The sequence below is a fragment of the Achromobacter sp. RW408 genome (genome assembly GCF_003184165.1).
GTDB lineage: Bacteria > Pseudomonadota > Gammaproteobacteria > Burkholderiales > Burkholderiaceae_B > Achromobacter > Achromobacter xylosoxidans.
The window spans coordinates 1,186,102-1,213,032 of sequence record NZ_QHHO01000046.1 but is presented as its reverse complement, the minus strand read 5'-3'; the positions used below and the strand labels follow the sequence as shown (position 1 = coordinate 1,213,032).

29 protein-coding genes and 1 tRNA gene are annotated in these 26,931 nt (G+C 68.0%); 20 read left to right on the top strand and 10 right to left on the bottom strand.

All coding sequences use genetic code 11. The annotated features are described in order from the left end of the window. Positions 1-572, bottom strand: a 572-nt coding sequence (locus tag DK459_RS15660) for a cytochrome c5 family protein (RefSeq protein WP_146221904.1), incomplete at its 3' end; no start/stop codon positions are given. A gap of 229 nt (positions 573-801) precedes the next feature. Here DK459_RS15660 and DK459_RS15655 point away from each other — a divergent pair. After that, a tRNA-Arg gene (locus DK459_RS15655) sits at positions 802-876 on the top strand. A gap of 33 nt (positions 877-909) precedes the next feature. On the opposite strand, the gene DK459_RS15650 is transcribed toward DK459_RS15655, so the two are convergent. Continuing rightward, a complete protein-coding gene (locus DK459_RS15650) occupies positions 910-2,046 on the bottom strand; it encodes an MFS transporter (protein ID WP_233256808.1) in 1,137 nt (378 codons plus the stop codon). Positions 2,047-2,479: 433 nt separating this feature from the next. On the opposite strand from DK459_RS15650, the gene DK459_RS15645 reads away from it, so the two are divergent. Genes DK459_RS15645 through DK459_RS15635 form a run of 3 tightly spaced genes read left to right on the top strand, consistent with a single transcriptional unit; the run spans position 2,480 to position 4,240 of the window. Next, positions 2,480-2,959, top strand: coding sequence for a carboxymuconolactone decarboxylase family protein (locus DK459_RS15645; RefSeq protein ID WP_110134855.1), 480 nt, complete (start codon positions 2,480-2,482; stop codon positions 2,957-2,959). A gap of 10 nt (positions 2,960-2,969) precedes the next feature. Then, positions 2,970-3,725, top strand: coding sequence for an SDR family oxidoreductase (locus DK459_RS15640; protein ID WP_006386804.1), 756 nt, complete (start codon positions 2,970-2,972; stop codon positions 3,723-3,725). Positions 3,726-3,745: 20 nt separating this feature from the next. Beyond that, positions 3,746-4,240: an Ohr family peroxiredoxin gene (locus tag DK459_RS15635; protein WP_006386805.1), complete on the top strand. Its 495-nt coding sequence runs from the start codon at positions 3,746-3,748 to the stop codon at positions 4,238-4,240. Positions 4,241-4,244: 4 nt separating this feature from the next. Here the strand turns inward: DK459_RS15635 and DK459_RS15630 are convergent, their stop codons facing one another. The 3 genes from DK459_RS15630 to DK459_RS15620 form a co-directional block, all read right to left on the bottom strand. Beyond that, a complete protein-coding gene (locus DK459_RS15630; RefSeq protein WP_024067564.1) occupies positions 4,245-5,249 on the bottom strand; it encodes a LysR family transcriptional regulator in 1,005 nt (334 codons plus the stop codon). A gap of 159 nt (positions 5,250-5,408) precedes the next feature. Further along, complete coding sequence (locus DK459_RS15625; protein WP_049053329.1) at positions 5,409-5,840, bottom strand: cupin domain-containing protein; 432 nt, start codon at positions 5,838-5,840, stop codon at positions 5,409-5,411. Between the two features lie 127 nt (positions 5,841-5,967). Then, a complete protein-coding gene (locus tag DK459_RS15620; RefSeq protein WP_054483615.1) occupies positions 5,968-6,846 on the bottom strand; it encodes an RNA polymerase sigma-70 factor in 879 nt (292 codons plus the stop codon). A 297-nt stretch (positions 6,847-7,143) separates the two neighbouring features. Between DK459_RS15620 and DK459_RS15615 the strand changes: the two genes are divergently transcribed. Together DK459_RS15615 and DK459_RS15610 are read left to right on the top strand one after the other, a co-directional pair. After that, positions 7,144-8,079, top strand: a complete 936-nt coding sequence (locus DK459_RS15615) for an MBL fold metallo-hydrolase (protein ID WP_020925411.1) — start codon at positions 7,144-7,146, stop codon at positions 8,077-8,079. A 248-nt stretch (positions 8,080-8,327) separates the two neighbouring features. Continuing rightward, the gene (locus tag DK459_RS15610) at positions 8,328-9,443 is read left to right on the top strand and encodes a porin (protein ID WP_024067568.1); all 1,116 of its coding nucleotides are present in this window, start codon (positions 8,328-8,330) and stop codon (positions 9,441-9,443) included. Between the two features lie 242 nt (positions 9,444-9,685). Here the strand turns inward: DK459_RS15610 and DK459_RS15605 are convergent, their stop codons facing one another. Then, positions 9,686-9,946, bottom strand: coding sequence for a hypothetical protein (locus DK459_RS15605; RefSeq protein ID WP_006386811.1), 261 nt, complete (start codon positions 9,944-9,946; stop codon positions 9,686-9,688). Between the two features lie 207 nt (positions 9,947-10,153). Between DK459_RS15605 and DK459_RS15600 the strand changes: the two genes are divergently transcribed. From DK459_RS15600 to DK459_RS15540, 13 genes are all read left to right on the top strand, one after another. Next, entirely contained in the window at positions 10,154-11,278 is a 1,125-nt protein-coding gene (locus DK459_RS15600; protein ID WP_006386812.1) for a cupin domain-containing protein, read from the top strand. An 89-nt stretch (positions 11,279-11,367) separates the two neighbouring features. After that, positions 11,368-12,279, top strand: a complete 912-nt coding sequence (locus DK459_RS15595; protein WP_020925409.1) for a fumarylacetoacetate hydrolase family protein — start codon at positions 11,368-11,370, stop codon at positions 12,277-12,279. Between the two features lie 58 nt (positions 12,280-12,337). Then, positions 12,338-13,507: an ABC transporter substrate-binding protein gene (locus tag DK459_RS15590; RefSeq protein ID WP_054439343.1), complete on the top strand. Its 1,170-nt coding sequence runs from the start codon at positions 12,338-12,340 to the stop codon at positions 13,505-13,507. Continuing rightward, complete coding sequence (locus DK459_RS15585) at positions 13,504-14,418, top strand: branched-chain amino acid ABC transporter permease (protein WP_006386815.1); 915 nt, start codon at positions 13,504-13,506, stop codon at positions 14,416-14,418. Before DK459_RS15590 ends, DK459_RS15585 begins: the two co-directional genes overlap by 4 nt. Beyond that, the gene (locus DK459_RS15580; RefSeq protein WP_006386816.1) at positions 14,415-15,401 is read left to right on the top strand and encodes a branched-chain amino acid ABC transporter permease; all 987 of its coding nucleotides are present in this window, start codon (positions 14,415-14,417) and stop codon (positions 15,399-15,401) included. Before DK459_RS15585 ends, DK459_RS15580 begins: the two co-directional genes overlap by 4 nt. A 94-nt stretch (positions 15,402-15,495) precedes the next feature. Then, positions 15,496-16,251, top strand: a complete 756-nt coding sequence (locus DK459_RS15575; protein ID WP_006386817.1) for an ABC transporter ATP-binding protein — start codon at positions 15,496-15,498, stop codon at positions 16,249-16,251. Then, positions 16,238-16,930, top strand: a complete 693-nt coding sequence (locus tag DK459_RS15570; protein WP_006386818.1) for an ABC transporter ATP-binding protein — start codon at positions 16,238-16,240, stop codon at positions 16,928-16,930. Before DK459_RS15575 ends, DK459_RS15570 begins: the two co-directional genes overlap by 14 nt. A 20-nt stretch (positions 16,931-16,950) precedes the next feature. Then, positions 16,951-17,988 (top strand): carbon-nitrogen hydrolase family protein, encoded by a 1,038-nt coding sequence (locus DK459_RS15565; RefSeq protein WP_054443760.1) that lies wholly within the window; start codon positions 16,951-16,953, stop codon positions 17,986-17,988. A gap of 84 nt (positions 17,989-18,072) precedes the next feature. Further along, positions 18,073-18,834, top strand: a complete 762-nt coding sequence (locus DK459_RS15560) for a GntR family transcriptional regulator (RefSeq protein ID WP_006386821.1) — start codon at positions 18,073-18,075, stop codon at positions 18,832-18,834. Beyond that, entirely contained in the window at positions 18,827-19,711 is an 885-nt protein-coding gene (locus DK459_RS15555) for an alpha/beta hydrolase (protein WP_006386824.1), read from the top strand. The genes DK459_RS15560 and DK459_RS15555 overlap by 8 nt, the downstream gene beginning before the upstream one ends. Before the next feature lie 25 nt (positions 19,712-19,736). Next, the gene (locus DK459_RS15550) at positions 19,737-20,651 is read left to right on the top strand and encodes a LysR family transcriptional regulator (protein ID WP_006386825.1); all 915 of its coding nucleotides are present in this window, start codon (positions 19,737-19,739) and stop codon (positions 20,649-20,651) included. 174 nt (positions 20,652-20,825) lie between these two features. Beyond that, positions 20,826-21,818, top strand: a complete 993-nt coding sequence (locus DK459_RS15545) for a tripartite tricarboxylate transporter substrate binding protein (protein WP_110134854.1) — start codon at positions 20,826-20,828, stop codon at positions 21,816-21,818. A gap of 85 nt (positions 21,819-21,903) precedes the next feature. Next, on the top strand, positions 21,904-22,848 hold the full coding sequence (locus tag DK459_RS15540) for a succinylglutamate desuccinylase/aspartoacylase family protein (protein ID WP_054499534.1): 945 nt from the start codon (positions 21,904-21,906) through the stop codon (positions 22,846-22,848). Positions 22,849-22,973: 125 nt separating this feature from the next. Here DK459_RS15540 and DK459_RS15535 read toward each other — a convergent pair whose 3' ends face one another. Genes DK459_RS15535 through DK459_RS15525 form a run of 3 tightly spaced genes read right to left on the bottom strand, consistent with a single transcriptional unit; the run spans position 22,974 to position 26,031 of the window. Beyond that, entirely contained in the window at positions 22,974-23,495 is a 522-nt protein-coding gene (locus tag DK459_RS15535) for a lipocalin family protein (RefSeq protein ID WP_006386828.1), read from the bottom strand. 38 nt (positions 23,496-23,533) lie between these two features. Continuing rightward, the gene (gshA, locus tag DK459_RS15530) at positions 23,534-25,105 is read right to left on the bottom strand and encodes a glutamate--cysteine ligase (RefSeq protein ID WP_054439335.1); all 1,572 of its coding nucleotides are present in this window, start codon (positions 25,103-25,105) and stop codon (positions 23,534-23,536) included. A 32-nt stretch (positions 25,106-25,137) separates the two neighbouring features. Continuing rightward, positions 25,138-26,031, bottom strand: coding sequence for an alpha/beta hydrolase (locus tag DK459_RS15525; protein ID WP_054499535.1), 894 nt, complete (start codon positions 26,029-26,031; stop codon positions 25,138-25,140). Between the two features lie 61 nt (positions 26,032-26,092). Between DK459_RS15525 and DK459_RS15520 the strand changes: the two genes are divergently transcribed. After that, complete coding sequence (locus DK459_RS15520) at positions 26,093-26,632, top strand: hypothetical protein (RefSeq protein ID WP_006386831.1); 540 nt, start codon at positions 26,093-26,095, stop codon at positions 26,630-26,632. Here DK459_RS15520 and DK459_RS31135 read toward each other — a convergent pair. Continuing rightward, on the bottom strand, positions 26,622-26,873 hold the full coding sequence (locus DK459_RS31135; RefSeq protein WP_006386832.1) for a helix-turn-helix domain-containing protein: 252 nt from the start codon (positions 26,871-26,873) through the stop codon (positions 26,622-26,624). The genes DK459_RS15520 and DK459_RS31135 overlap by 11 nt on opposite strands. Positions 26,874-26,931 lie beyond the last annotated feature (58 nt).

Below are 26,931 nucleotides of genomic sequence, written 5' to 3'. Positions count from 1 at the left end.
GCGGCAGCCGGAGCCGCAGCGGCCGGCGCGGCGTCGCCTTCCTTCTTGGCGCCTTCCTCAGCCGGCGCGGCCGGTTCCGGCAGCGAGCCGCCCGACTTGTTGGCCATGTAGACCACGGCGCGCGCGACCTCGAAGTCGGACAGCGTCGGGTTGCCGCCCTTGGCGGGCATGCCACCCTTGCCATGCAGCGCGACGTTCATCATCGCGTCGAAACCGGACTTGATGAAGGGCGCCCAGGCGGCGTTGTCGCCCACCTTGGGGGCGCCGGCCACGCCGGCGGTATGACAGGCCGTACAGACAGCTTGGAAGACTTGTTCGCCGGTCTTGAAGACCTTGGGCGCGTTGGCGTCGACCAGCGCGAATCCGGCGACGGGGGCAATGCGTTTGGTGACGGCTTCGGTGGATAGCGTATCCGAGCCGGCGCCGACCTTGGAGCCCGAGGCGACCATGTTCACCAGTAGGATGATGATGGCGATAGGCACCACGAAGGCCAGTATGACCGTGACGATCAGTTGCTTCGGGGTCTTGATGGGGGAGGAGTGCTCTTCTATGTGTTCCTGCTCGTTGCTCATGACCAAATCCTGCTAACGGGTACCGGGGCGCCTGGCGGCGGCAACAGAAAATCAGTACTGCACAAAGGGCGGCAAAAGCAGACCGCCTTGCAAGCAAACGCTGGATTATATAACGGTGTCACGGACACGCGTCCAACGTCCGGACGGGGTTTTCACGCAGTTTGCCCGGCGAATTGATCCACTTCATGCAGATTGCGCAAAACTGGGTACAATACCGCCTCCTTGCGCTGCGCCCGTAGTTCAATGGATAGAATGAGAGTTTCCGAAGCTCTTGATACAGGTTCGATTCCTGTCGGGCGCGCCATCGACCAAATGGCCAATCATCGTCGCTGGCCCATCATCGCGTTGCTGCAACGGCGTCGCGGATGGTCAATGCGATGCCGATGCCCAGGCCGGCCAACAGCACGCCGGCGGCCTGATGGGCCGTTCCAGACGCAAGCAGCGGCGCCGCCAGCGGCACCAGCGACAGAATGGACACGTTGTTCAGCGTCTCCGCCGCGGCCAGCACCGCGCCCTTGTCCCGATCCGATCGTTTCGCCAATACGGCCGTGGATAGCGGCGCGCCCGCGCCCAGGGCGGCGCCCCACGCCGCCAGGCAGGCCAGCGCGCCGGGCAGTGGCAACGGCAGAAGATAGAACGCCGCCACGCAACCCCCGAGCAGCGTGGTGGTGATGACCAAAGCGCCTTCTTCTCCGCAGCCCAGCCGGCGCAGCGCGCCGGTGGAAAGGTTGCCGACCCCCAGCCCGATGCCGAACGCCGTTGCGCTCAGGCCGACCTGCACCACCTCCAGCTGATAGCGCGCGCGCAGGATTTCCCCCGAAAGCAGGAAGGCGGCCACGCCCGCGCCGTTCCAGAGCCCTTTGGCCAACAGCGGACGCACGATGGTCCGCGCGCGCAGCCAATGTATTGCGCTGCGCTGGCGCGGCGCGCGCACGGCGTGCCGGCGCGGTATCGACATGCCGCTGACAACGCAGGCGACAAGGCAGCCCGCCGACGTCAGCAGGAACGGTGCGCGCCAGCCGATCCAGTCGGTCAGCAGGCCGGCCAGCGCGGGCCCCATCGCGATGCCCGCCGTCATGCCCAGCATGACGACGCCCATGGCCGCGGCCTGGCGGTCGCGCGGCATGATGTCGGCGACCAGCGCGAACGCATTCGGAATGATGACGGCGGAGGCGAGGCCGCCGAAAATCCGCAGCGCCATCGCGACCTCCAGGGTTGGCGCCAACGCGACGCCGACGCCGTCGATCGCGAATGACAGCAGGCCGGCCAGCAACAGCCGGCGCCGATCGACGCGATCCGATAGGTGGCCAAGGATCGGCGCCGCGATGGCGTAGGCGAACGCGTAGCTGGAAATCAGCCACGCGGCCTGGGCTGGACTGGCGCGAAAGGCGTCGGCCAGCGGGTTCAACATCGGCGCGAGCATGAACTCGCTCGCGCCGATGAAAAACACGGACAGGGAAAGTGCGGACAGCAAGTGGCGTCCGTTGCCGACGTCGGCAATGGTTCTGGAACAGGACATGCCTTCTCCCGTGCAAATGCGAGTGGAGGGAAATGGAAAGAAAAAGGGGAAAAACGGAGAAAAGTGGCGACGCTGGGGAATGCCGCGAGGAGGCGGGGCGTCGGAGTGCGCGAGGCGGGGGAGCAGCCGCGGGAGCCGGGCTACAAGCGGCGCTGATCCGTGGATCAAGCAACCGACGTCATGATACCGGCTTGGTTGTGCGCGTTCAACCGACCAAGCGAGGCCATGGCGTCCATCCGCTGATTGTTGCCGCCGAGGCAACACCATGATCCCCTGGCCGGGCCTTCTGCCGCGGTTCAGGCCGACCTACGATCCGGGTGTCGTTCCAGCGCGCGTACCGTCCCGCGCCACGCTGCCTGGACCTGCCCAACCCCCTGAAGGAGTCACCATGAGTCAACGCCTGAACGCTTTCGCCCAATCGCCCGAACTGTTCAAGAAATTCGTCGAGTTCGGCATGCTCTTGAAGTCCGGCGCGATCGAGCAGTCCATCCTGTCGCTGGTGGAGATCCGGGCATCGCAGCTCAATGGCTGCGGCTTCTGCCTGGACATGCACGTGAAGGAAGCCAAGATCCGTGGCGAGCGCGAGCTGCGCCTGCACCATGTGGCGATCTGGCGCGAATCCACCGAGTTCTCGCCGCGGGAGCGCGCCTGCCTGGCCTGGACCGAGGCGCTGACCACGCTGGGCGCGCAGGGCGTGCCCGACGAGGTCTACGAACGCGTGCGCACGCAACTGTCCGAAAAGGAGATCAGCGACCTCAGCTTCGCCATCATGTCCATCAACGGCTGGAATCGCCTGAACGTCGGCTTCCGGACCGTGCCCGGCTCGGCCGACAAGGTCTATGGCCTGGACAAGGCCAAGTTCAACTGAGGAGCGCGCCATGAAAATCCTGGTCATCGGCGGCACGGGCCTGATCGGCTCCAAGCTCGTCAAATTGCTCATCGAACGGGGCCATGACGCTGTCGCCGCGTCGCCCGCGACCGGCGTCGACACGATCACCGGCGCGGGCCTGGACGCGGCGCTGGCCGGGGTCGAGACCGTGGTCGACGTGGCCAACTCGCCGTCGTTCGAAGACAGGGCCGTGCTGGAATTCTTCCAGACCTCGGGGCGCAACCTGCTGGCCGCCGAGGCTCGCGCCGGCGTGCGCCACCATGTCGCGCTGTCGGTGGTGGGCACGCACCGCCTGGCCGAAAGCGGTTACTTCCGCGGCAAGATCGCGCAGGAACAATTGATCCAGGCGGCCGGCATTCCCTACACCATCGTTCACAGCACGCAGTTCTTCGAATTCCTGGGCGGCATCGTGCAGTCGGGCACCCAGGATGGCGAAGTGCGCCTGTCGCCCGCCTACGTCCAGCCGATCGCGTCCGACGACGTGGCGCTGGCCATGGCCGACGCCACGCTGGCGCCGCCGGTGAACGGCATCGTGGAAATCGCCGGGCCCGAGCGCCTGCGCCTGGCCGAACTGGCGCGGCGCTACATGGACAGGATCGGCGACTCACGCGCGCTGCGGGCGGACGCGGGCGCGCGCTATTTCGGGGCGCTGCTCGACGATACGACGCTGGTGCCCGGCCCCGGCCCGCGCCTGGGCGCGATCGATTTTGAAACCTGGTTCAGCCGTTCCGGTTCGGGCAAGTAGCGGCGCGCGCGGGGACTTCCATGAGCAGACCGCGGCCGCCTGCACAGGCGCTCCTGGACAAGTACCGGGGCGGTGATTTCCAACCCCTGTACGCCACCAGCGTGACGGTGCGGGGCGGCGAGGCCGCGCATGGCCGCGCCTCCGGCATCGCCATGTCGGATGACGGCGCGTTGCAGGTCGAGCTGCGCCTGCCTGTCGAACTGGGCGGCCCGGGCGGAGGAACCAACCCTGAGCAACTGTTCGCCGCGGGCTATGCGGCTTGTTTTCACGGTGCGCTCAGCATGCTGGCAGAGCGCGCCGGCCTGGCCATTGCCGATGCCTCGGTGACGGCCATCATCGCCTTTGGCCGCGATCCCGTCGACGGCCTGTTCGCGCTGTCCGCGGACATCAACATCCACCTGCCCGGCGTGGCCAGGGCGGTGGCCGAGGAGCTGGTGCGCAATACGGAACGCCTGTGTCCTTACGCCAAGATGGCGCAGGGCGGCATCGAATGCGTGGTGGCGTTGACGCAATAGCGATTCAGGCCGGCGCCGACAGCAGGCTGTCGAGGATCTGCAGGTCCAGCGCGCGGATGCGCTCGGTCATGTAGTCGATGAAGACCCGCATGCGCGCCGGCAGGTGTTGGCGGCTCAGGAAACACAGGTAGTGTCCGCGGTCGTCGGGCGCGTACTGCGGCAGGCACGCCACCAGCGTGCCGGCGCGCAGGTGGTCACAGACCTGATAGCCGGCCATCTGCGCGATGCCATGGCCGTCCAGCACCGCTTGCAAGACCAGGTCGGCGTCATTGAAGGTGAGCATGGCGGGCGGAGCGACTTTGCGCAGCTGGCCGCCGACCTTGAATTCCCACTCATATACGCGTCCGGAGGCGAGCCGGAAGTTCACGCAGCGGTGGCCGGCGATGTCGTCGACGCTGTCCGGCAGGCCATGGCGGGCGACGTAGGCGGGGGCGGCGCACAGCATCATCTGCATGGGTATCACTTTCTTGGCGATCACCTGGCTGTCTTCCATGCGGCCGTTGCGGAACGAGAGGTCGACGCGGTCGGTGGTGAAGTCGGTGGGGCCGTCGTCCAGCAACAGTTCCACCGAAATATCAGGATTGGCGTGGCGGAACCCTTGCAGCAGCGGCGCGACGACCTTGCGGCCGAAACCCACGGTGGAACACACGCGCAATTGACCCGCGGGCGGGCCCTCGCGCAGTTCCCGCATGTCGTCCAGGGCCTGGACGATGCGTTCCACACCGGGATGGCATTGTTCGTAGAAGCGCTCGCCCTCGAGGGTCAGCGAGGTGCTGCGCGTGGTGCGGACGAACAGGCGGGTGCCCAACTGGTCTTCCAGTTTTTGCACGCTGCGGCTGACCGCCGAGCGACCGATGCCCAGGCGGTCGCCGGCCTTGGCGAAGTTGCCTTCCGCGGCGACGGCGATGAAGGCCACGACGCCCGCGTAGCTGGTTGCAAAGCTGTCGGCCAGGGAGTCCGGCGCGGTGGAGCGGGGCGCGGCCGACGAGGCGGATGAGAGTGTCGACATGGTGGTGGCTCGGTGAGTGGGTGGGTCCTACCCCTTGGGTGGGTCCTACCCCTCAAGACGGCACACCGGCCAACTTTGTGACATCGTCCGCAAAAAATACGGGCTTTCCCTAGAGGCAAGGCCCGCGTGCGCGTGGGTCCGCTCCGAACCGCCGACCGCCTATTCGACGGGTGTCAGGGCGGGGGCGCCCTGCTTCTTGATCAGGACCACCAGGAACCTGGCCGGCCTGGTCTGGCTGGCGTTGCGGCCTACGGTGTGAATATCGTCCGGCCCTTCGTAGAACGTCTGGCCGGCGGTCAGCGTCACTTCCCTGCCTCCCTTGACCTGCATGACGATGCTGCCCTCGAGCACATAGACGAAAGCATGGGCGTCGTGGCGATGGACCGGGTCGGCGCCGCCAGGAGGGTAGTCGACGAGCAGCATCAGGGCGTCCTTGCCGGGAATGTCCGGCAGGTTCCTGGTCGTCAATTCCGTGACCACCGGATTGGCCGGCCCGGCGGTGGCTGCGTGGTGGGAGGCGGCGTGGGCCGGCGAGGCCAGCAATGCGCCGGCGGCTATAAGGGGGAGTGCGAACTTCGCGATTCTCGACATGGCCTGTCCTTGGTTGAAAGGTGACAGGTCGATCGTAGAAGTGCGGCAGGCCCGGCGGTAGGTCCGCGCAGGGGATCACCGTGTTGCCCGCCGCGCACCAACGCGGGCGGCGGGCGGCGGGCAGTGGTCAGCCCCGGGCCAGCGCCGCCGCGATGCGCGCCAGCTTGTCCGGGTTGCGTTGCACCAGCACCCGCGTCAGGCGTTCGCCATCGGTCTCATAGGACTGCACGGATTCCAGTTGGCCATCGATGAAGCGCAGCAGGGCCCATTGCCCGTTCACCAGGACCACCTCGGTGCGCAACGCATCGCGGAACCGGCGCTTGCCCGCGTAGAACAGCTGTGCCAGGCGCTTGCCTCCCACCAGGCTGGCAAAGCTGCCGACCTTGCCGCCGCCGTCGCCAATGAGTTCGGCATCGTCGCTGAGCAGCGCATGCAGGCCATGGAAATCGCTGCGCTGCATCGCGTCGGCGAAGGCTTGCAGCAGGCGCTGCAGCGTCGCCCTTGGCACGGCTTCGCGCGGGGTGCCCTGGCGCAACTGCTGCCGCGCCCTTCGGACGAGCTGGCGCACCGCGGCCTGGCTCTTGTCTAGCGTCTGCGCGATGTCTTCATAGTCGGCGTCGAACACGTCGCGCATCAGGAAGGCCGCGCGGGCGTCCGGCGACAGGCGCTCCAGCATGAACAGAAACGCCACCGACACGTCGTCGGCCAGTTCGTGCAGCTGCTCCGGCGTGGACGGCGCGGCCATCAACATGGGTTCGGGCAGCCAGACTCCCACGTAATGGGCGCGCTCGGCCTTGGCCAGGCGCAGGCGGTCGATGGACAGGCGGGTGGCGACGGTGACCAGCCATGCTTCGGGATTTTCGATGGCGCCGCGGTCGGCGCCATGCCAACGCAGCCATGCGTCCTGCACCACGTCTTCGGCCTCGGCCACTTCGCCCAGCATGCGGTACGCGATCGCATACAGGCGCGGGCGATGACTGTCGAACAGGGTCACCGAGTCGGTCATGTCAGGGGTGGACGCGAAGGGAAGGGGATGTGGCAGGCGGCTATTTTGCCGCAGCGAGACGCGCCGCGACAAGCGGAAAACGCCGATGCGAACGCCTGGCGATGCGCAGTGGTGCGTCGCGCACAACAGCATGCTTCCCGCCGCGAGCCTACCGCCAGGGACGCGCCACCCCTAGGATGCCTCCATCGCCTTTCCGGCACGCCGCAAGGCTTTGCCGCCACCCCGCAGGATCGCGTCAATGCCGACCTGCCCGCGCTGTCGCGAGCCTGATCCAACCGCCTCTCTGGAGATCCCGTCATGCCATCCGCAACCCAAACCCTGCCGTTCAGCAGCCTGTCCGATCCGGGCGTCCGGCCTCCCCACGATCTGGTGCCCTCGCGTTATGCGCTGCGGGTGGGCGAGATCGATGCGCTGGTGATCAGCGATGGCGTGCTGCCGTTGCCCACCGCGACCATGGCCACCAATGCCGATCCCGCCGATCTGGCGCGGTGGCTGCAATACATGTTCATGCCGCCGGACGCCTTCGATTGGCCGCTGAACGTGATGGTGGCCCGCAGCGGCGACCAGACGATCCTGATCGACGCCGGCCTCGGCGGGCAGTTCCCGGGCTTTCCGCGCGCCGGCCAATTGCCCCAGCGCCTGGAGGACGCCGGCATCGCGCTGGAGTCGGTGACGGACGTGATCATCACGCACATGCACATGGACCATGTCGGCGGCCTGCTGGTCGATGGCGTGAAGGAACGCCTGCGGCCCGACGTGCGCATCCACGTGTCCGCGACCGAGGTCGCGTTCTGGACGTCGCCGGACTTCTCCCATACGGTCATGCCCAAGCCGGTGCCTGCCGTGCTCAGGTCGACCGCGACCAGTTTCTACAACGAATACCGCGACCGGCTGCGGATCTTCCAGGACCGGCACGAAGTGGCGCCCGGCGTGGTCGTGCGCATCACCGGCGGACATACCCCGGGACACAGCGTGGTCGACCTGATCGGCGGCGATGAGCGGCTGACCTTTGCCGGCGACGCGATATTCCCCGTGGGCTTCGATCATCCCGACTGGCACAATGGCTTCGAGCACGACCCCGAGGAATCCGCCCGCGTGCGGCTCCGCCTTTTCCAGGAACTGGCGCAGAACCGCGGGCTGCTGGTGGCCGCTCATCTGCCGTTCCCCTCCGTCGGCCGGGTGGCGATCGATGGCGAGGCCTTTCGCTGGGTGCCGGTCATCTGGGACTACTGACCGCGCCGGCGCTGCTCTTTAAATAGCACACCGTTGTGACACACCGGGGCGCGAGCCCCGATGTGGCTTGGGTGTCGGGCTCGCGCCACAAATTCGTCCGATTTTCATCGATGATGATCCGCGTGTGCCGAGGTCCCAAAAACTGACATACAGCGTTCCTAGAAGTCGTTCCGGTCATGCGCGGAATCGCCGCTCGTGTTGCGTGCCGACCCGCATGCGCATGTCTGTTCAATCAACGGGAATCTGTAATGAAAAAGACTCTGTTCGTCACCGCTCTGTTCGCCGCGCTGTCCGGCGTGGCGCATGCTGAAACCTCGGTGACCCTGTACGGCCTGATCGACACCGGCGTGGGCTTCCAGCGCATCAAGGGCAATGACGGCTACAAAGAATCGAAGGTCGGCATGTCCAACGGCGTGTCCAGCGGTTCGCGCTGGGGCCTGCGCGGCGCCGAAGACCTGGGCGACGGCCTGAGCGCCGTGTTCACGCTGGAAAGCGGCTTCAACTCGGCCAACGGCCAGTCGGGCCAGAGCAGCCGCCTGTTCGGCCGTCAGGCCACCGTCGGCCTGAAGGGCGATTCGTGGGGCCTGCTGGAATTTGGCCGCCAGACCAACATCGCCTCGAAGTACCTCGGCGCGATCGATCCGTTCGGCGCCAGCTACGGCCAGGCCAACGTGGGCGCCGCCTTCGGCGCCGCCAACACGGTCCGCCACGACAACATGGTCATGTACCAGACCCCGTCGTTCAGCGGCTTCCAGTTCGGCCTGGGCTACTCGTTCAACGTGGCCGACACGACCGCCGCGCAAACCGGCTTCAAGACGGCCGATAACACCCGCGCCATCACCACCGGCCTGCGTTACGTCAACGGCCCGCTGAACGTGGCCCTGACGTACGACCAGCTGAACATGGCCAACCAGCTCGGCACCGACGAGAAGCCGAAGCAGTGGATCATCGGCGGTTCGTACGACTTCGAAGTGATCAAGCTGGCGCTGGCCTACGGCCAGACGCGCAACGGCTGGTTCACCGGCCAGTCGCTCAACGCCTTCAGCAGCGCCGTCAATCCGTCGGGCAAGAGCTTCAGCTCCAACGTCGTGGCCAAGGACTTCAAGTCGAACTCGTACCTGGTCGGCCTGTCGGCTCCGGTCGGCGGCGCCGGCAATGTCCTGTTCTCGTGGCAGCGCGCCGACGCCAACAACACCTCGTTGACCGGCGGCGACGACACGATGAACATCTACAGCCTGGGCTACACCTACAACCTGTCCAAGCGCACCAACCTGTACGCGCTGGGTTCGTATGCCACGAACTTCGCGTTCATCGACGGCCTCAAGAGCACCGTCGGCATGGTGGGCGTGCGTCACCGCTTCTAAGCGGCGGCCAGCGATCCGGCGGCGCGCGCGGGTTGCGCGTCGCCGGACGCCGCGGTTGCATTGAGCGGACTGGGCGTCTTACCCGGCCACAGACGCGAAAAAAGCGGCCACCTCCCTAGCTCCACTCTCAGTCCGCTCACCCCAACTTCGGCGGGATGGGCACATGCTCAGCGGTCCATGCGCCGCCGGCACCGCGATGCGGCGCCGGCGGCGTTTGCATTGGCGCGGCGGTTGCGGCCAGGTCAGTCGTCGAGCGACGGCACGGTGCCGATCTGCGCCAGGATGCGCGGCGATTCCATGTCGCCGGTTTCCTTGTCGATCATGACCTCGTAGGCGGCGACGCCGGCGAACTTGCCGGCCATGGAGTTGGCGATGCGGATGGCGCCGAACTCGCTGCTGGCGGGCCGGATTTCGCCGGGGGCCACGCCATTGGCGGCGGTGCGGTAGGGAACGACGATGTACTGGACGACGTGAGTCTGGGCGATTTGAGCGGCTTCGGACACAGGAGTCTCCTGGAAGACGTTTTTCGGGCGAGCGCAATGTAGCACGTCACACTGTGTTTTTGTACAGTATTTTCGGATTCGTCGCCGGTTTTTTTTGAGGCGGACGATGGCCCCAGGAAAACCCCTAGCGCGCAATCATTGCCCGATTCCTTTGCTGCATCTAATATTTTCGAAAATCTTTTGATTTTTATAAAAAAGAGGCAAGGGATGGAAGCGAACAGGTACGACGCCTATCGGGAAGACACCGCCGGCCGCGCCAACGTGGCGGACTCGCCGGAGCGCATCGCCTATTACCAGGACCTGGCGCGACTCGAGACCGGCGCGCTCTGGACGGTGGCCAACAAGATCGAGCCGTGGGCGCCGCGCTCGGCGTCGGTGCCGGTGGTCTGGCGCTACCAGGAACTGCGCGGCCACGTGCTGCGCTCGGCCGAGCTGGTTTCTCCGGAAGAGGCCGGCCGCCGCGTGATCTACCTGAACAACCCGGGCCGGCGCGACGTTGCCGCCGCGGTCGGCTGGCTGTATTCGGGCCTGCAGGTGATGCGGCCGGGCGAACTGGCATCGGCGCACAAGCATTCGCATTCGGCGCTGCGCTTCATCATGGAAGGCAAGGGCGCCTTCACGGTGGTGGACGGCCACAAGATGACGCTGGGCGCGAACGACTTCGTGCTCACGCCCAACGGCACCTGGCACGAGCACGGCGTGGCCGAGGACGGCACCACCTGCATCTGGCAGGACGGCCTGGACATCCCGCTGGTCAACGCGTTCGAGGCCGGCTTCTACGCCGTGCATCCCGACCTGAACCAGACCGTGACGCACCCGGTGGACGACACCAGCGCGCTGTGGGGCAGCGCGGCGCTGCGGCCGCAGACGGCGGGCTGGACCAAGCCGTATTCGCCGCTCTTCAAGTACGAATGGGAGCCCACCTACGAGGCGCTGCGCCGCCACGCGCGGGTATCGGCGGGCAGCCCCTACGACGGCATCCTGATGGAATACACCAACCCGGCCACCGGCGGTCCGGTCATGCCGACCATCGGCGCCAGCATGCAGCTGCTGCGTCCGGGCGAGCACACCAAGGCCCACCGCCACACCGGCAGCTTCCTTTACCAGGTGGCCAAGGGCAGCGGCTTTTCGGTCATCGACGGCAAGCGCTACGACTGGACCGAGCGCGACATCTTCTGTGTGCCGTCGTGGGCCGTGCACGAGCACGCCAACCTGTCGTCCAACGACGACGCGTGCCTGTTCTGCTTCAACGACCTGCCGGTGATGCGCGCGCTGGCGCTGTACCGCGAGGAAGCGGTCAAGGACAACGACGGCCACCAGAAACTGATCTAGCGGCTGCGCCAACCCCACTGAATTTTCATCCGCCGCCCGGCGCAAGCCGGGCGCCTGTCTCAACTCGTCTTGAATTTCCTGGAGTTCCTATGCGCTTGGTAACTTTTCGCGCCCATCCCACCGCCGCCGCCCGCCTGGGCGCGCTGGCCGAAGGCTATGTGATCGACCTGGCCCTGCTGGGGCAAGCCGGCGGCGTCGCGCTGCCGGACGACATGCTGGCCTTCATCGACCTGGGCCCGGTAGCCGTGGCGCAGGCCTCGAAGCTGATGGAGTCGTACCGCGGCGCCTGGCCCGTGGGCACCGCGCTGCCGCAGGAGAACGTCAAGCTGCTGGCGCCGATTCCGCGTCCGCGCAAGAACATCTTCGGTATCGGCCTGAACTACGTCGAGCACGTTGCCGAATCGAGCCGCACGCTCGATACCTCGGCCGACCTGCCCAAGCAGCCGGTGATCTTCTCCAAGCCGCCCACCACCGTGATCGGCCCGGGCGACGCCATCGAGCACAACGCCAAGATCACCCAGCAACTGGACTGGGAAGTCGAACTGGCGGTGATCATGGGCCGCCGCGCCACGCGCGTGGCCGAGGCCGACGCGCTGTCGTACGTGTTCGGCTACAGCGTGATGCTGGACATGAGCGCGCGCGACTGCCGCCGCGCCGGCCAGTGGATCTATTCCAAGGGCCAGGACACCTACGCGCCGTTCGGCCCCTGCATCGTCACGGCCGACGAGATCCCCGATCCGCAGGTGCTGGACCTGTGGCTGACGGTCAACGGCGAGAAGAAGCAGGGCTCGAACACGCGCCACATGCTGTTCAAGGTGCCGTTCCTGATCTCGGACATCAGCGCCGGCATCACGCTGGAGCCGGGCGACATCATCGCCACCGGCACGCCCGAGGGCGTGGGCGCGGGCCGCAAGCCGCAGGAGTGGCTGTGGCCGGGCGACGTGGTGGTGGCGTGCGTCGAAGGCATCGGCACGCTGCGCCATCCGGTGGTGGCGGTCTAGGCGAAATTCCGGCGCGCGTCGCGGGGCGGCGCGCGCGGCGGTCTCCAAGGGGAAAACAATGATCAAGCAAACAATGTTGGCGGCGGGCCTGGCCTGGACGCTGGGGGGCATCGCGCACGCCGCGGAGCCGGTCAAGATCGGCTTCATCGCCACGCTGTCGACGCCGGCCGGCTACATCGGCGAGGACGAGCGCGACGCCTTCAACCTGGCGATCAAGCAGGGCGGCGGCAAGCTGGGCGGGGTGCCGGTGCAACTGGTGATCGAGGACGATGGCCTGAAGCCGGCCAACGCCAAGCAGGCGGCCGACCGCATGCTGCAGTCGGGCATCAAGCTGTTCACCGGCGTGAATTTCTCCAATGTGCTGGCGGCGGTGGCGCCGGGCGTGGTCAAGTCGGGCGCGTTCTACGTCAGCCTGAACCCGGGCCCGTCGAGCTTCGCCGGCGAGAAGTGCGACCAGAATTATTTCGTCGCCTCGTACCAGAACGACGCCTTCCATACGGCGGGCGGCGTGGCCGCCAATGAACTGGGCTACAAGCGCGTGGCGCTGCTGGCGCCCAACTACCAGGCCGGGCGCGACGCCATCGAGGGCTTCAAGCGCACCTACAAGGGCGAAGTGGTCGCCGAGATCTACACCAAGCTGGACCAGTCGGACTTCTCGGTCGAACTGGCGCGGGTGCGGTCGCTGGCGCCCGACGCCGTCTACCAGTTCCATCCGGGCGGCACCGGCATCAACTTCGTCAAGCAGTACGCGGCGGCGGGCCTGAACAAGACCGTGCCGATGCTGATGCCGAGCTTCTCGATGGACGCGCGCATGATCAAGGCCACGGGCGACGCGGCGCTGGGCGCGTATACCACCGGCATCTGGTCGCAGGATTTCGACAACCCGCAGTCCAAGGCCTTCGTGCAGGCGTTCAAGGAGGCCTACGGCCGCGTGCCCACCGACTATGCCATGCAGGCCTACGACACGGCGCAACTGATCGGCGCGGGCCTGAAGGCCACCGGCGGCGACCTGTCGCGCCAGGCCGAGTTCCGCGCCGCGCTGCGCAAGCCGGAGTTTGCCTCGCTGCGCGGCAAGTTCAGCATGAACACCAACCAGCATCCAGTGCAGGACCTGTACCTGATGCGCATCGACAAGGACGCCGACGGCGGCCTGTCGCCGCACCTGGTGCGCAAGCTGGTGTCCGATGACAAGGACGCCTACGCCCAATTCTGCAAGATGCCGTCATGACCTTGCTCTTCGAACAGTTGCTCAACGGGCTGCAGTTCGGCGCGATGCTGTTCCTGCTGGCCGCCGGACTGACCCTGATCTTCGGGATCATGGGCGTGGTGAACCTGACCCACGGCTCGTTCTACATGGTGGGCGCGTACTGCGCGGCCTACGCCATCGGCAGCACCGGCTCGTTCCTGGCGGGCGTGCTGGCGGCGCTGCTTGGGGCGGGGCTGTACGGGCTGTCGGTCGAGGTGGTGGTGATCCGCAAGCTGTACAAGCGCGACCACCTCTACCAGGTGCTGGCCACCTTCGGCCTGCTGCTGTTCTCGAACGAGGCAGTCAGCCTGATCTTCGGCCGGCGCCCGCCGCTGGTGGGCATTCCGTCCTTCCTGGAAGGCGCGGTGACGCTGGCGCCCGGGTTCCAGTATCCGCTGATCCGGCTGTCGTTCATCGCCGTCGGCGCGCTGGTGGCGGTGGGGCTGTGGTGGCTGGTGAACCGCACCCGCATCGGCATGCTGATCCGCGCCGGCGCCGATGACCGTGAAATGGTCGACGCGCTGGGGATCGACATCAAGAAGCTCTACACCCTGGTGTTTGGTTTGGGCGCGCTGCTGTGCGGGCTGGCGGGCGTGATGGCGGCGCCGCTGCTGGCGGTGGAGATCGGCATGGGCGAGCGCATCCTCATCACTACCTTCGTGGTCATCGTGATCGGCGGCGTGGGCTCGGTGCGCGGCGCGCTGGCGGGGGCGCTGCTGGTGGGCATGGTCGACAGCATGGGGCGGGCCTTCCTGCCGCAGCTGCTGGGCGCGGTGTTCTCGCCGGCCACGGCGGATCCGCTGGCCGCGGGCCTGGCGTCGGCCAGTATCTATGTGTTGATGGCGATCGTGCTGATCGCCAAGCCGGGCGGCCTGTTCCCGGCGCGGGGATGACAATGACAAAAACGCTTTCCAATCGCGCGCGCTGGGGCCTGGCGGGACTGATCCTGCTGCTGGCGCTGCCGGGCGCGGCGGCGGCCTCGGACACACCGTTCCTGATCGGCGTGGTGACGCGCTTCCTGATCTACGGCCTGGCCGCGGTCAGCCTGGACCTGGTGATCGGCTACGGCGCCATGGTCAGCTTCGGCCACGCGATGTTCTTCGGGCTGGGCGGCTATGCGGTGGGCATCATCGCCTTCCACACCACCGAAGCCGGACCGCTGTTCGGCTGGGCCGGCAGCAACGCCGCGCTGGTGGTGTGGCCGATCGCGCTGGCGGTGTGCGCGCTGGCGGGCTGGCTGTTCGGCTACCTGGCGCTGCGCACGCGCGGCGTGCAGTTCATCATGATCACGCTGGCGTTCGGGCAGATGGTGTATTTCATCCTGGTGTCGCTGCAGTTCTATGGCGGCGACGACGGGCTGATGATCTCGCAGCGCAATGTGCTGCCGGGCCTGAACCTGGAGAATCCGCTGACGTTCTACTACGTCTGCCTGGCGCTGCTGACGGTGTGGACGCTGCTGTGCATCCGCGTCACCAACTCGCGCTTCGGCATGGTGCTGCAGGCGCTGCGCCAGAGCGAGCGGCGCGCCATCAACCTGGGCGTGGCGCCCACGCCGTATCGCCTGAGCGCCTTCGTGCTGTCGGCGGTGGGCACGGGGCTGGCGGGCGTGCTGTGGGCTAACTATGCCGGGCTGGTGACGCCGGACATGGCGGCCTGGACCAAGTCGGGCGAGCTGATGGCCATCGTCATCCTCGGCGGCGTGGGCACGCTGCTGGGTCCGATCGCGGGCGCGGCGGTGTTCCTGGGACTGGAGCAGATGCTGTCGTCGCTGACCGAGCATTGGCTGCTGTACATGGGGCCGGTGCTGGTGCTGGTCGTGCTGTGGGGGCAGAAAGGGCTGTTCGGTCGCTTGCTGGAGACGCGCCATGCGGATTGAACCCACCCCCGAAGCGCTGCGCGCTCCCCCCTCAAGGGGGCATGCCGACGGCCCGGCGGAGCCGGCTCCGTGGCATCCCGATGAGGCATCGAACATGCAGACGCTGTTGCGTCTATCCGGGCTGCGCAAGGCCTTCGACGCGGTCGTCGCCACCAACGGCGTGGACCTGGACGTGCGCGCCGGCGAGATCCACGCCATCATCGGCCCGAACGGCGCGGGCAAGTCGACGCTGATCGCGCAGATCTGCGGCGAGATCCGGCCGGACTCGGGCACCATCGAGCTGGACGGGCGCGATGTGACGGCGCTGCGCGCCTTCGAGCGCGCCCGCCTGGGACTGGGCCGCTCGTTCCAGATCACCGAGCTGTGCCAGGAATACACCGCGCTGGAAAACGTGATCCTGTCCAGCATGCTCAAGGGCGGCCGCGCCTTTGGCGCATGGTCCGATCCGCGCCGCGATGCCGGCCTGAAGGCGCAGGCGATGCAATGGCTGACGCACGTCGGGCTGGCGGAGCGCCGCCACGTGCGCACCGCCGACCTGGCGCACGGCGAGAAGCGCCAGCTCGAACTGGCAGTGGCGCTGGCGCGTTCGCCGCGCCTGTTGCTGCTGGACGAGCCCATGGCCGGCATGGGGCCGGAAGAATCCGCGCGCATGACGCGCCTGCTGCTGGGCATGAAGGGCGACTACGGCATCCTGCTGGTGGAACACGACATGGATGCGGTGTTCGCGCTGGCCGACCGCATCAGCGTGCTGGTCTACGGCAAGGTGGTGTTCAGCGGCGCGCCCGACGAGGTGCGGCGCCATCCGGAAGTGCGCGCCGCCTACCTGGGAGAAGAACATGTTGAAGGTTGAGGGCCTGACCGGCGGCTACGGGTCGAGCAAGGTGCTGTTCGGCATGGCCTTCGAGGCCGCCGAGGGCGAGGTGATCTCGCTGATCGGCCGTAACGGCATGGGCAAGACCACCACCATCAAGACGCTGATGGGCATGCTGCCGGCCACCGGCGGACAGGTCCAGTTCCGCGGCCAGACGCTGGCGCGGCCCGCGCCCAGCGCGGTGGCGCGGCTGGGCGTGGGGCTGGTGCCGGAAGGGCGGCGCGTGTTCGGCTCGCTGACGGTGGAAGAAAACCTGGTGGCGACCTCGCGCGCCGCGCCGGGTGGCTGGGACCTGGCGCGCGTCTACGCGCTGTTCCCGCGCCTGAAGGAGCGCCGCGCGCAATCGTCGCGCACGCTGTCGGGCGGCGAGCAGCAGATGCTGGTGGTCGGCCGCGCGCTCATGACCAATCCCAAGCTGCTGATCCTGGACGAAGCCACCGAAGGGCTGGCGCCGCTGATCCGCCAGGAAATCTGGCGCTGCCTGCGGGCGCTCAAGGCCGAAGGCCAGACCATCCTGGTGATTGACAAGAACCTGCCCGAGATGGCGACGCTGGTGGACCGCCACTACATCGTCGACAAGGGCCGCGTGGCCTGGTCGGGCGCGCCCGCGGAACTTTCCGCGCAGCCCGAACTGGCGCAACGCTATCTCGGCATCTGACCGCTAAAGGAGCCACACGCATGTTGAACCTGCCCGTCTTCAAGGCCGCCGCCGTCCAGGCGGCCCCCGTGTTCCTGGACACCGACGCCACCGTCGACAAGACCTGCGCGCTGATCGCCGAGGCCGCCGGCAACGGCGCCAGCCTGGTGGCCTTTCCCGAGGTGTTCGTCTCGGCCTATCCCTACTGGAGCTGGGTGATGAACCCGGTGCAGGGCAGCCCGTGGTTCGAAAAGCTCTGCAAGAGCGCGATCGAGCTGCCCGGGCCCGAGATCCGCCGCATTGCGCAGGCCGCGCGCCAGCACCGCGTCAACGTGGTGGTGGGCGTGAACGAGCGCAGCCGCTACGGCGTCGGCACGATCTACAACACCATGGTCTTCATCAACGACGAAGGCCGCATCCTGGGCCGCCATCGCAAGCTGGTGCCGACCTGGGCCGAAAAGCTGACCTGGGCCCATGGCGATGGCGAATCGCTGCGCGTGTACGACACATCCGTCGGCAAGCTCGGCGGCCTGGCCTGCGGCGAGAACACCAACACGCTGGCGCGCTTCTCGCTGCTGGCGCAGGGCGAGATGGTGCACGTCGCCAGCTATATCTCGCTGCCGGTGGCGCCGCCCGATTACGACATGGCCGAGGCCATCCGGCTGCGGGCGGCGGCGCATTCGTTCGAGGGCAAGGTGTTCACGGTGGTGTCGTGCTCGACCATTTCCACCGAGATCCAGGACGCCATCAGCGCCAGCCATCCGGAGGCGCGCGAGATGCTGGCGCGCCGCAACAGCGCCTTTTCGGGAATATTGGGGCCGGACGGGCGCGTGATCGGCGAGCCGCTGATCGACGACGAAGGCATCGTCTACGCCGATATCGACCTGTCGCGCTGCATCCAGCCGCGCCAGATGCACGACATCGTGGGTCACTACAACCGTTTCGACGTGTTCGACCTGCGGGTGAACCGGCGCCCGCTGCAGGCGGCGCGCTACGACGACCTGGCCGAAGCGGGCGCCGCCGACCTGGATGGCGACTTCGAACCGCTGCCCGACTCGCCACGCGAGGCGCGGGGGTAAGGGCGGCCGCGCCGCGGGTAGAATGGGCCGCCTGAGCGCCCACCGGCCGCGCCGCCGAACGCCAGCTGACATCTGGAGAGCACGTTGAAGCCAAGAATCAAAGCGTCCCGCCAGGACGAGCCCGGCGCCGACGGGAGCGCCGAGGTAGAGGAAATCACGCTGTCCGAGCAGGTCTACCGCCTGCTCCGGCGCGACATCATGAGCGGCGCGTTCGCGCCGGGCCAGTCGCTGCGCCTGGAATTGCTCAAGCAACGCTACGGCAGCAGCTTTTCCCCGATTCGCGAGGCCCTGAACCGGCTGCGTAGCGAACGCATGGTGATCACCACCACCTCGCGCGGCTTTCGCATCGCGCCGCTGTCGGTCGAGGAAATGTGGGACGCCTGCGAAACCCGCATCCTGATCGACTGCGACGCGCTGCGGCGCTCGCTGGCCAATGCCGACGACGCCTGGGAGGCGCGGCTGGTCGGCGCCTACCACGCGCTGACGCGGGCCGCGCAGCGCGCCGGCGAGGCCGTGCCGCCCAGCCAGGAACTGGAGGAATCGCTCGAGGCGCGCCATCTGGACTTCCACCATGCGCTGATCGGCGCCTGCCGCTCGCACTGGCTGCTGGACCTGTCCACGCAACTGTACGCGCAGACCGAGCGCTACCGGCGCCCGGCGCGCGCCGGCGCCACCGCCTACGGCCCCGAACGCAATGTCGACGACGAACACCGCCAGCTGCTGGAGGCGGCGCTGTCGCGCGACGTCGAGCGGTCGGTGGAAATGCTGGCGGCGCATTACCGCAAGACGGCGCAGTTCATCGAACACATCATTTCCCAGGAAGACAGGCAGGCCATTCATGCGTGACGCGGACATCGATCTCTTTTTCCCCACCATCGCCGAGCGCGAGGTGCAATACAACGCCCGCGAGTCGGTGGCCGACTTCGACGCCTGCGTGCGCCGCTATGCCGAGTCGGCCGCCGCGGTGAAGTCGCGCCGCCCCGGTCTGCTGAACCTGCGTTACGGCATGGGCCAGGACGAGCGGCTGGACCTGTTCCTGCCGGCGGCGAACCGCGGCCCGGCGCCGCTGTTCGTGTTCATCCACGGCGGCTACTGGCGCGCGCAGCGCAAGGAAGACGCGCCGGTGATGGCCGAGGCCTTCAACGCGGCCGGCGCGGCGGTGGCAGTGCCGGAATACACCCTGGCGCCCGAAGCGACGCTGCCGGAAATCGTGCGCGAGATGCGCTCGGCGCTGGCCTGGCTGTACCACAACGCGGCGACGTACGGTGTCGATCCCGAGCGTATCTACGTCGGAGGCAGTTCGGCCGGGGGGCATCTGGCGGCGATGCTGGCCGCGCCCGCCTGGCCGGCGCGCTACGGCGTGCCGGACGACGTGATCAAGGGCACGCTGGCGCTGAGCGGCCTGTTCGACCTGCGGCCGCTGTGCGACGTCCTGCCCAATACCTGGCTGCAACTGACACCGGAGCAGGCGGCGCGCCACAGCCCGATCTTCAACCTGCCCGAGCGCGCCGGCCCCATGTTGCTGGCTGTCGGCGGCCTGGAGACGCAGGGTTTCAAGAACCAGACCGAAGCCTTCGAGCGCGCTTGGACCGGCGCGGGCCTGCAGGCCACGCGCATCCCCACGGACCATTGCAACCACTTCGACCTGGTGAACGAGCTGGAAAACCCGGCCAGCGAGTTGACCCGCGCCACCCTGGCGATGATGGGCCTGGCGCAAGCCTGAGCGGGTTGACGGAGACGGGCGCGCGATGGCCGACCTGAAACTGCTCGAAGACCTGATCGCGCTGGCGCAGAGCGGCAGTTTCGTGCGCGCCGCCGAGGCGCGGCACGTCACGCATCCCGCCTTCGGGCGCCGCATCCGCGCGCTCGAGGCCTGGGCCGGCGCGCCGCTGGTGGAGCGCCAGCGCGTGCCCGTGACGTTGACCGCCGAGGGCGAGGCGCTGCTCAAGACCGCCACCCAGGTGGTCGAGCAGATGGGCCTGGTGCGCCATCGCATCCGCAGTTCGGGCGCGGGCGGCGAGGCGGTGCTGCGCATCGCCACCGGCCGCAGCCTGTCGCGCACCGTGGTGGGCGACTGGATCGCGCGGCTGCGCCACCGCGCGCCAAAGGTCCTGGTCGAAGGCACGCAGCTGGAAATCTCCACCGGCAAGATGGAAGACATGGCGATGCGGCTGGAGCAGGGCAAGGTCGACCTGCTGTGCTGCTACGAACATCCGGCGCTGTCGATGCAACTGAATCCGGTGCGCTATCGCTACATGACGCTGGGCACCGACAAGCTGGTGCCGGTCAGCCAGGCCGACGGCCGCGGCCGCGCCCGCTACGCGTTGAGTGAAGGCGGCCAGGCGGCGCCGCTTATCACCTATGCCGGCGGCCTGTCGATGGAGCGCATCCTTGGCGACCGGCTCGAAGCCACGCCCTACGCGCTGACGCCGTTCGTGCGCATCGATTCGCTCGATGCCGCGCATGGGGCCGCGCTCAAGGGCCTGGGCGTGGCCTGGCTGCCGTGGTCGATGGTGGCGGCCGATTGCCGCCGCGGCACGTTGGTGTCGCTGGGCGGGCGCAGCGACGAGATCGCATTCGAAGTGCGGCTGTACCGCTCCCGCGCGCGCCTGGCGGACCTGGCCGAGGCCGCCTGGGAAGCCACGGCGAATCGCAAGGCCTAGGGGGCGTCGCCCGCCAAGGGTGCCCGGCACCGGCGAGGCGGCCGCTTGCAACCAAATCAGCACGTAAATGTGCTGATTTGGCACGAAGTGGGCGCGATGCGCGCCGCAGAATGTCTCCCGATATTCCAAACGAGGCGGCGCCGCCGTCCACCACAGCACCCCAGGGAGAAACCCATGATTTCGATCACGCATCCGCTGCGCGGCGCGCTGGCCGCGCTCTGTGCCGCGTCCACGCTGGCCGTGGCCGCCCCGGCCATTGCCGCCCGCTACCCCGATCGTCCCATTTCGCTGGTCGTCGGCTATCCCGCCGGCGGCAGCGTCGACCTGACCGCGCGCCTGTTCGGCGAGGAGCTGGCCAAGCGCATCGGCCAGGGCGTGGTGGTCGAGAATGCGGGCGGGGCCGGCGGCACCATCGGCGCGCAACGCGTGGCCCGCGCCACGCCGGACGGCTACACGCTGCTGCTGGGATCGACCAACGAAATGGTGGTCGCCCGCATGATCAACAGCGCCGTCAAGTACGACGGCGCCAAGGACTTCACCGCGCTCGGCGTGATCGCCTCTCAGCCCATGGTGTTGGCGGCCAGCAAGAATTCCGGCGTGAAGACCGCTTCCGAATACCTGCAGAAGCTGCGCGCCACCGCGCCGGGCAGTTTCAACTACGGCTCGTCGGGCGTCGGCACCACGCTGCACCTGGCCGGCGAGATGATCAACCAGGAGACCAAGACGCGCGCCGAGCACGTGCCGTATCGCGGCGTCTCGCCGCTGGTGACCGACCTGATGAGCGGCCAGCTGGATTTCGGCATTCTGGTGCTGTCCTCGGGCCTGCCGCAGGTCCGCGCCGACAAGATCGTGGCGCTGGGGGTGACGCAGCCCAAGCGCTCGCCGGTGGCGCCGGAGATTCCCGCGCTGGCCGAGACGCCGGGATTCGAGGCGGTCGACCTCGGCATCACGTTCTCGCTGTACGGCCCGGCCGGCCTGCCCGAGCCGGTGGCCGCCAAGCTGCGCGAGGCGCTGGCCGATACGCTCAAGTCGGAACAGTTCCGCGCCAAGATGCTGGAAGCCGGCGGCGTGCTGGCGCAGCCGGGCGTGGATCCGGTGGCCTCGCAGGCGGCCGAGACGCGCAAGTATGGCGAGCTGGTCAAGGCGGCCAAGATCGAGGCGCAATAAGCGCGACCCGTTTCCATGCCGGCGGCCGCCCAGCGCGGCCGTCGGCGCATCCAGATCCCCACACCGCATCAACGCAGGCCACTTCATGGATTTCACCCTTCCCGTTCCCGACCTCGCCGCCGAGCGCCTGGGCAATACCGATACGCCGGGCGTCTGGCATTTCGACTCGGGCCTGCCCGGCCGCGCCCTCATGCTGTCCGCGCTGGTGCACGGCAACGAACTGTGCGGCGCCTGGGCGCTGAAGGATCTGCTGGCGGCGGGCCTGCGGCCGCGCCGCGGCAGCCTGACGCTGGCGTTCTGCAACCTGCCGGCCTTCGACCGTTTCGACCTGGCGCGGCACGACGCCTCGCGTTTCGTCGACGAGGACATGAACCGGGTCTGGAGTGCCGAGCGCCTGGACAATCCCATCAGCAGCGACCGCCGGCGCGCCGCCCAGTTGCGGCCGTGGGTCGAGCGCGCCGACTGGCTGCTGGACCTGCATTCGATGCACGAGCCGGGCGCGCCGCTGCTGCTGACAGGCGTGCTGCCGCGCAATATCGCGTTGGCGCGACGCTTGAAGGCGCCGCAGCATGTCATCGTGGATGCCGGCCACAAGGACGGCGTGCGCATGCGCGACTTCGCGCAGTTCGGCGATCCGGCGCGCGACACGGCCTGCGCGCTGCTGATCGAGTGCGGCTTTCACGGCGACCCGGCGGCGCGCGATGTTGCGCGCGACATGGTGGCGCGCATGCTGGTCGCGTCGGAGGTGATGGACGCGGCTGACATCCCGGCCGACTGGCTGCAACCGGATGCCGTGGCGCAGCGCGTGCTGGAAGTGACCGACGCGGTGGTGGCGCCGTCGATGGGCGTGAGCTTCGCGCAGCCCTGGCAGGGCCTGGAGACACTGGAGAAGGCGGGATCGGTGATCGGCTGGGCCGACGGTCGCGCGATCGTGTCGCCCTATGACCGCTGCACGCTGGTGATGCCGTCGCTGCGCCAGCTCAAGCCGGGCGTGACGGTGGTGCGATTGGCGCGCGATTACGCGGATTGAATGGCTCCGGCGCGATGACGGCGGTCGAATGACGAGGAGGGCGGACGTGGCGCGCGCCGAGTCCGCCCTCCGCCCCAGGGCCATGGCGCGCGAGGCGTCACGCCCCGGGTCAGTCCAGGCCGCCGTTACTTCTGCGGCGTGTAGCGCAGTTCGTCGAGCTGGTAGCCCTGCGCCGTGGCGGCCGCCAGCGCGCGGTCCAGGTCTTCCTTGGGCAGTTGCGGCGAGCGCGACAGGATCCACAGGTATTTGCGGTCGGGCGTGCCGACCACGGCCCAGCGGTAGTCCGGGTCCAGCCCGATGACCCAGTAGTCGCCCTTGATCGGCTTGAAGAACGAGACCTCGAGCTTGGCGTTGTTGCTGCCTTCGACCACCGTGGCGGTGCCCGAGGCCGAGTCGATGTCGCCATCCTTGGTGCGGCAGCGGTTGTTGACGCCGACGGTGCCGTCGGGGTGCAGCGTGTACTCCGCGGTGGTGTCGCCAACGCAGTTGCGCTGGAAGAACATCGGGAAATTGGCGATCTCGTACCACATGCCGGCATAGCGCTTGAGGTCGACCGATTCCACGGTCTGCATGGGCGGCGGCGCGGCGTAGGAGATCCCGGCCGCGCCGGCGGCCAGGGCCAGCAGTAATGTTGCAATGCGGCGCATGGGGCAAGCCTCCTGATCCAAAACCTTAACGATACGCCTTATTTGCGAGGCGCTTTCAGCGCGGCGTGGTAGCGGGCGACGTAGGTGTCGAAATCGACGTCATCGGATTGCTCGATACGGCGCTGTTCGGCGCTGGAGTCGAGCGCGGCCTGGCGGTATTCGGCGGCGAGGTCCGCCGGCAGGGGCTCGGCGCGCAGGGCCTGGGCATGTTCGCGGCTCTGGCGCAGGGAATAGTCGTGGAACGATTCGCCGCTGTCGGTGAGCGCCGCGAGCAGGCGCGCGGAGGGCGTGTCGTCAGGGCGGCCCAGCTTGGCCCGTTGCGCGGCCAGGCTGTCGGCGTAGGCGCTGCCGCCCAGCGCGGCGTCGTACAGCGCGGCGTAGGGCGCGATCTGGTCCAGCAGTTCCCGGCCCCACTGCGCCAGCTCGACCGCCTTGCCTTCACGGTCCAGCTGCAGGCCGGGCTTGCGGCCTTCCTTGACCACGGTGGAAAAGTTGTCGGCGCTGCGCTGACAGTAGCCGTTGGCGGGGAAGAAGGGGCTGTCGGAGGCAGCGCAGAACAGCAGGAAGGCATCCACGAAACGGCTGGTGTCGGCGTCGATGCCCACCGGCGATTCGGGGTTGATGTCCAGGCAGCGCACTTCCACGTACTGCACGCCGCGTTCGGCGAGCGCGGTGATGGGGCGTTCGCAGCGGCCGGTGGCGCGCTTGGGGCGGATGCTGGAGTAGTACTCGTTTTCGATCTGCAGCACGTTGGTGTTGAGCTGGATCCATTCGCCGTTGCGATGCGTGCCGAGCTTCTGGTAGTCGGGCCAGGGCTGGGTGACCGCGTCGTACAGGCGGCCGAGGAAGGTGTCGAGATCGTTGTAGCAGAGCTTGAGCTGCGACTGCGCCTTGTTCTGGTAGCCCAGGTCGCTCATGCGCAGGCTGGTGGCGTAGGGCAGGTACAGGGTATGGTCGCCCAGGCGCTGCAGGCCGTGCTCGCCATCGCGCAGGAAATCACGCGCCAGCGCCGGCGCGGCGCCGAACAGGTACATCAGCAGCCAGGAATAGCGCGTGAAGTTGCGGATCAGGCCGATGTAGCCGCGCGAACGCCGGTCCTGGTCGGTGCCGGGCTGGGTGTCGAGCACCGACCACAGCGCTTCGGGCAGCGAGAAGTTGTAGTGGACGCCGGCGATGCACTGCATGGTCTTGCCGTAGCGCTCGGCCAGGCCGCGGCGGTAGACGTGCTTGAGCATGCCGGTATTGGACGTGCCGTACCAGGCGATGGGAATGTCGGCCTCGGCGGGCAGGGTGGCCGGCATCGACTGGTTCCAGATCAGCTCATGATCCAGCACGCTGTAGACGTGGCGGTGCGTGGCGGTCAGTTCGGCCAGCAGGGCGTCGACATTGGCGTGGGTGCCGGTGATCAGTTCGAGCAGCGATTCCGAATAGTCGGTGGTGACGTGTTCGTTGGTCAGCGCGGAGCCGAGCCCGGCCGGGTGCGGCGTGCGGGCCAGGATGCCCTGCTCGTCGACGCGCAGGCCTTCTTTTTCGATGCCTCGCAGGGTCTGGGCCAGTAGCGAGCGGTTGGCTTCCAGGCGGGAGAGGCGTTGGGCGGCGGTATCAGTCACGGAATCTTCTCGGTGGGGTCTGTCGCCGGATTTTACGGGGTGCTGGCCTCCTCTGCCGAGGGAGTCAATACCGGGGACAGGGACAATTGCGCGGCGGTGCGCGCCAGCCACTCGTCCAGGTCGGCATAGACCGGGTCGGCGATGGGGGCGATTTCGTTGAAAATCTCGTGCCAGGCGCTGTCGTACCAGCGCAAGGTCAGCAGCTCGGCGGGCGCCCGCTGGGCGAACTGGCGGCTGCCCTCGGCGGCCACGATGGAGTCGTCGCCCGCCACCATCAGCAGGGTGCGGCATGGCAGCAGATGGGCTTCGCGCAGCGAATCGCGTCCGCCGTCATCGACGAAGCGCGCCAGCCGGCCGGTCATGCTGCGCCGCACCAGCGGGTCGGACCGATAGGCCTTGACCACCGCCCGGTCGTGCGAGATCCGCGCCGGCGCCAGCCCATGGGGCACCCGCAGGTCGGGCGCGTGCAGCGACATCCAGGTCAGGGTGCGGCGCACCCACAGCGGGACGTTGACCACGAAGGGCGGCGAACTGAGCACCAGGGCGTCGATCGGCGCCAGCCGTTGCAGTGCGATCCGCACCGCCACCAGGGCGCCCAGGCTGTGGCCCAGCAGGATCGGCGGGCGGCCCTGGGCGGCGGTCCAGTCGGCCAGGCGGGCCACGGCATCGGTCACCAGGTCTTGCTGGTGCGCCAGGGTGGCGGGGCGTCCTCCCGAGCGGCCATGGCCGCGGTGGTCATGGGCGCCCACCGTCCAGCCGCGGGCCGCCAGCCAGCGCGCCAGCCGGTCATAGCGCCCGGCGTGCTCGCTCAGCCCATGCAGCAGATAGATGCTGGGCGTGCCCGGGCCGACGATCGGCGAAGGCACATTCGGGGCGGCGGGCCAGGCATGATTGGCCAGGAGCGTGCCGTCGGGCGCTGGGGTCATGGAAATCGGCGACAATTTGGGGCTGTCCTCGAAATGAAAAGACCGTGGGGTCTTTACGGTAATGACGATTTCATCGCTGTTTCGTTTCATGTTCAAGAAAGCCGGCCTGATTCTTGTGGTGGCCCTGCTGGCCAGCGCCTGTTCGCCCCGTTACAACTGGCGCGAGGTCGACGTGGCCGATGGCCGTGTGCGGGCGGCTTTCCCGAACCGCGTGCAGACCGAGACCCGCCAGTTGCGGCTGGATACCCATACGCTGGATTTCACGCTGGCCAGCGCCACCGTGGGCGAGGCGGTGTTCGCCATCGGCTCGGCGCCGCTGCCGCGGGAGATCGCGGCCGATCCCGTGGCGCGGCAGGCGCTGGGCATGGCGCTGATGCGCTCGCTGTATGTCAACATGCAGGCGCCCCCGCCCACCGAGTGGCCGCCCTATGGGCAGGACATCGACGTGCAGGGCAAGGCCATGGGCAAGCCCGGCTGGCTGCGCGCGCGGGTGTGGGTGACCGACACCATGCTGATCGAGGCCGTGGCGGCGGGCACCGAAGCCAGCCTGCCCGAGGAGCGGGCGCGCGAATTCCTGAGGTCGGTCGTGGTCAAGCCGTGACCGTGTTCAGCAGTCCGCGCCGGATGGCCGTGGCCACCGCGGCGCGCCGGCCGCGCACCTGCAGCTTGCGGCAGGCGTTGCGCAGATGGAAATTGACGGTGCTTTCGCTGATGTCGAGGATGCGGGCGGTTTCCCAGCTGGTCTTGCCGATGGCGCTCCAGTGCAGCGAGGCGGATTCTCGAGGCGAAAGCCGGACGGGGGCGGGCGCCCGCGGGATGGCGGAAGCGGGTTTGGCGGACATGACGGATAGGGCGCTGATAGCCTGGAAAAAGACAACCCATGCTCCGACCCCCGATGGC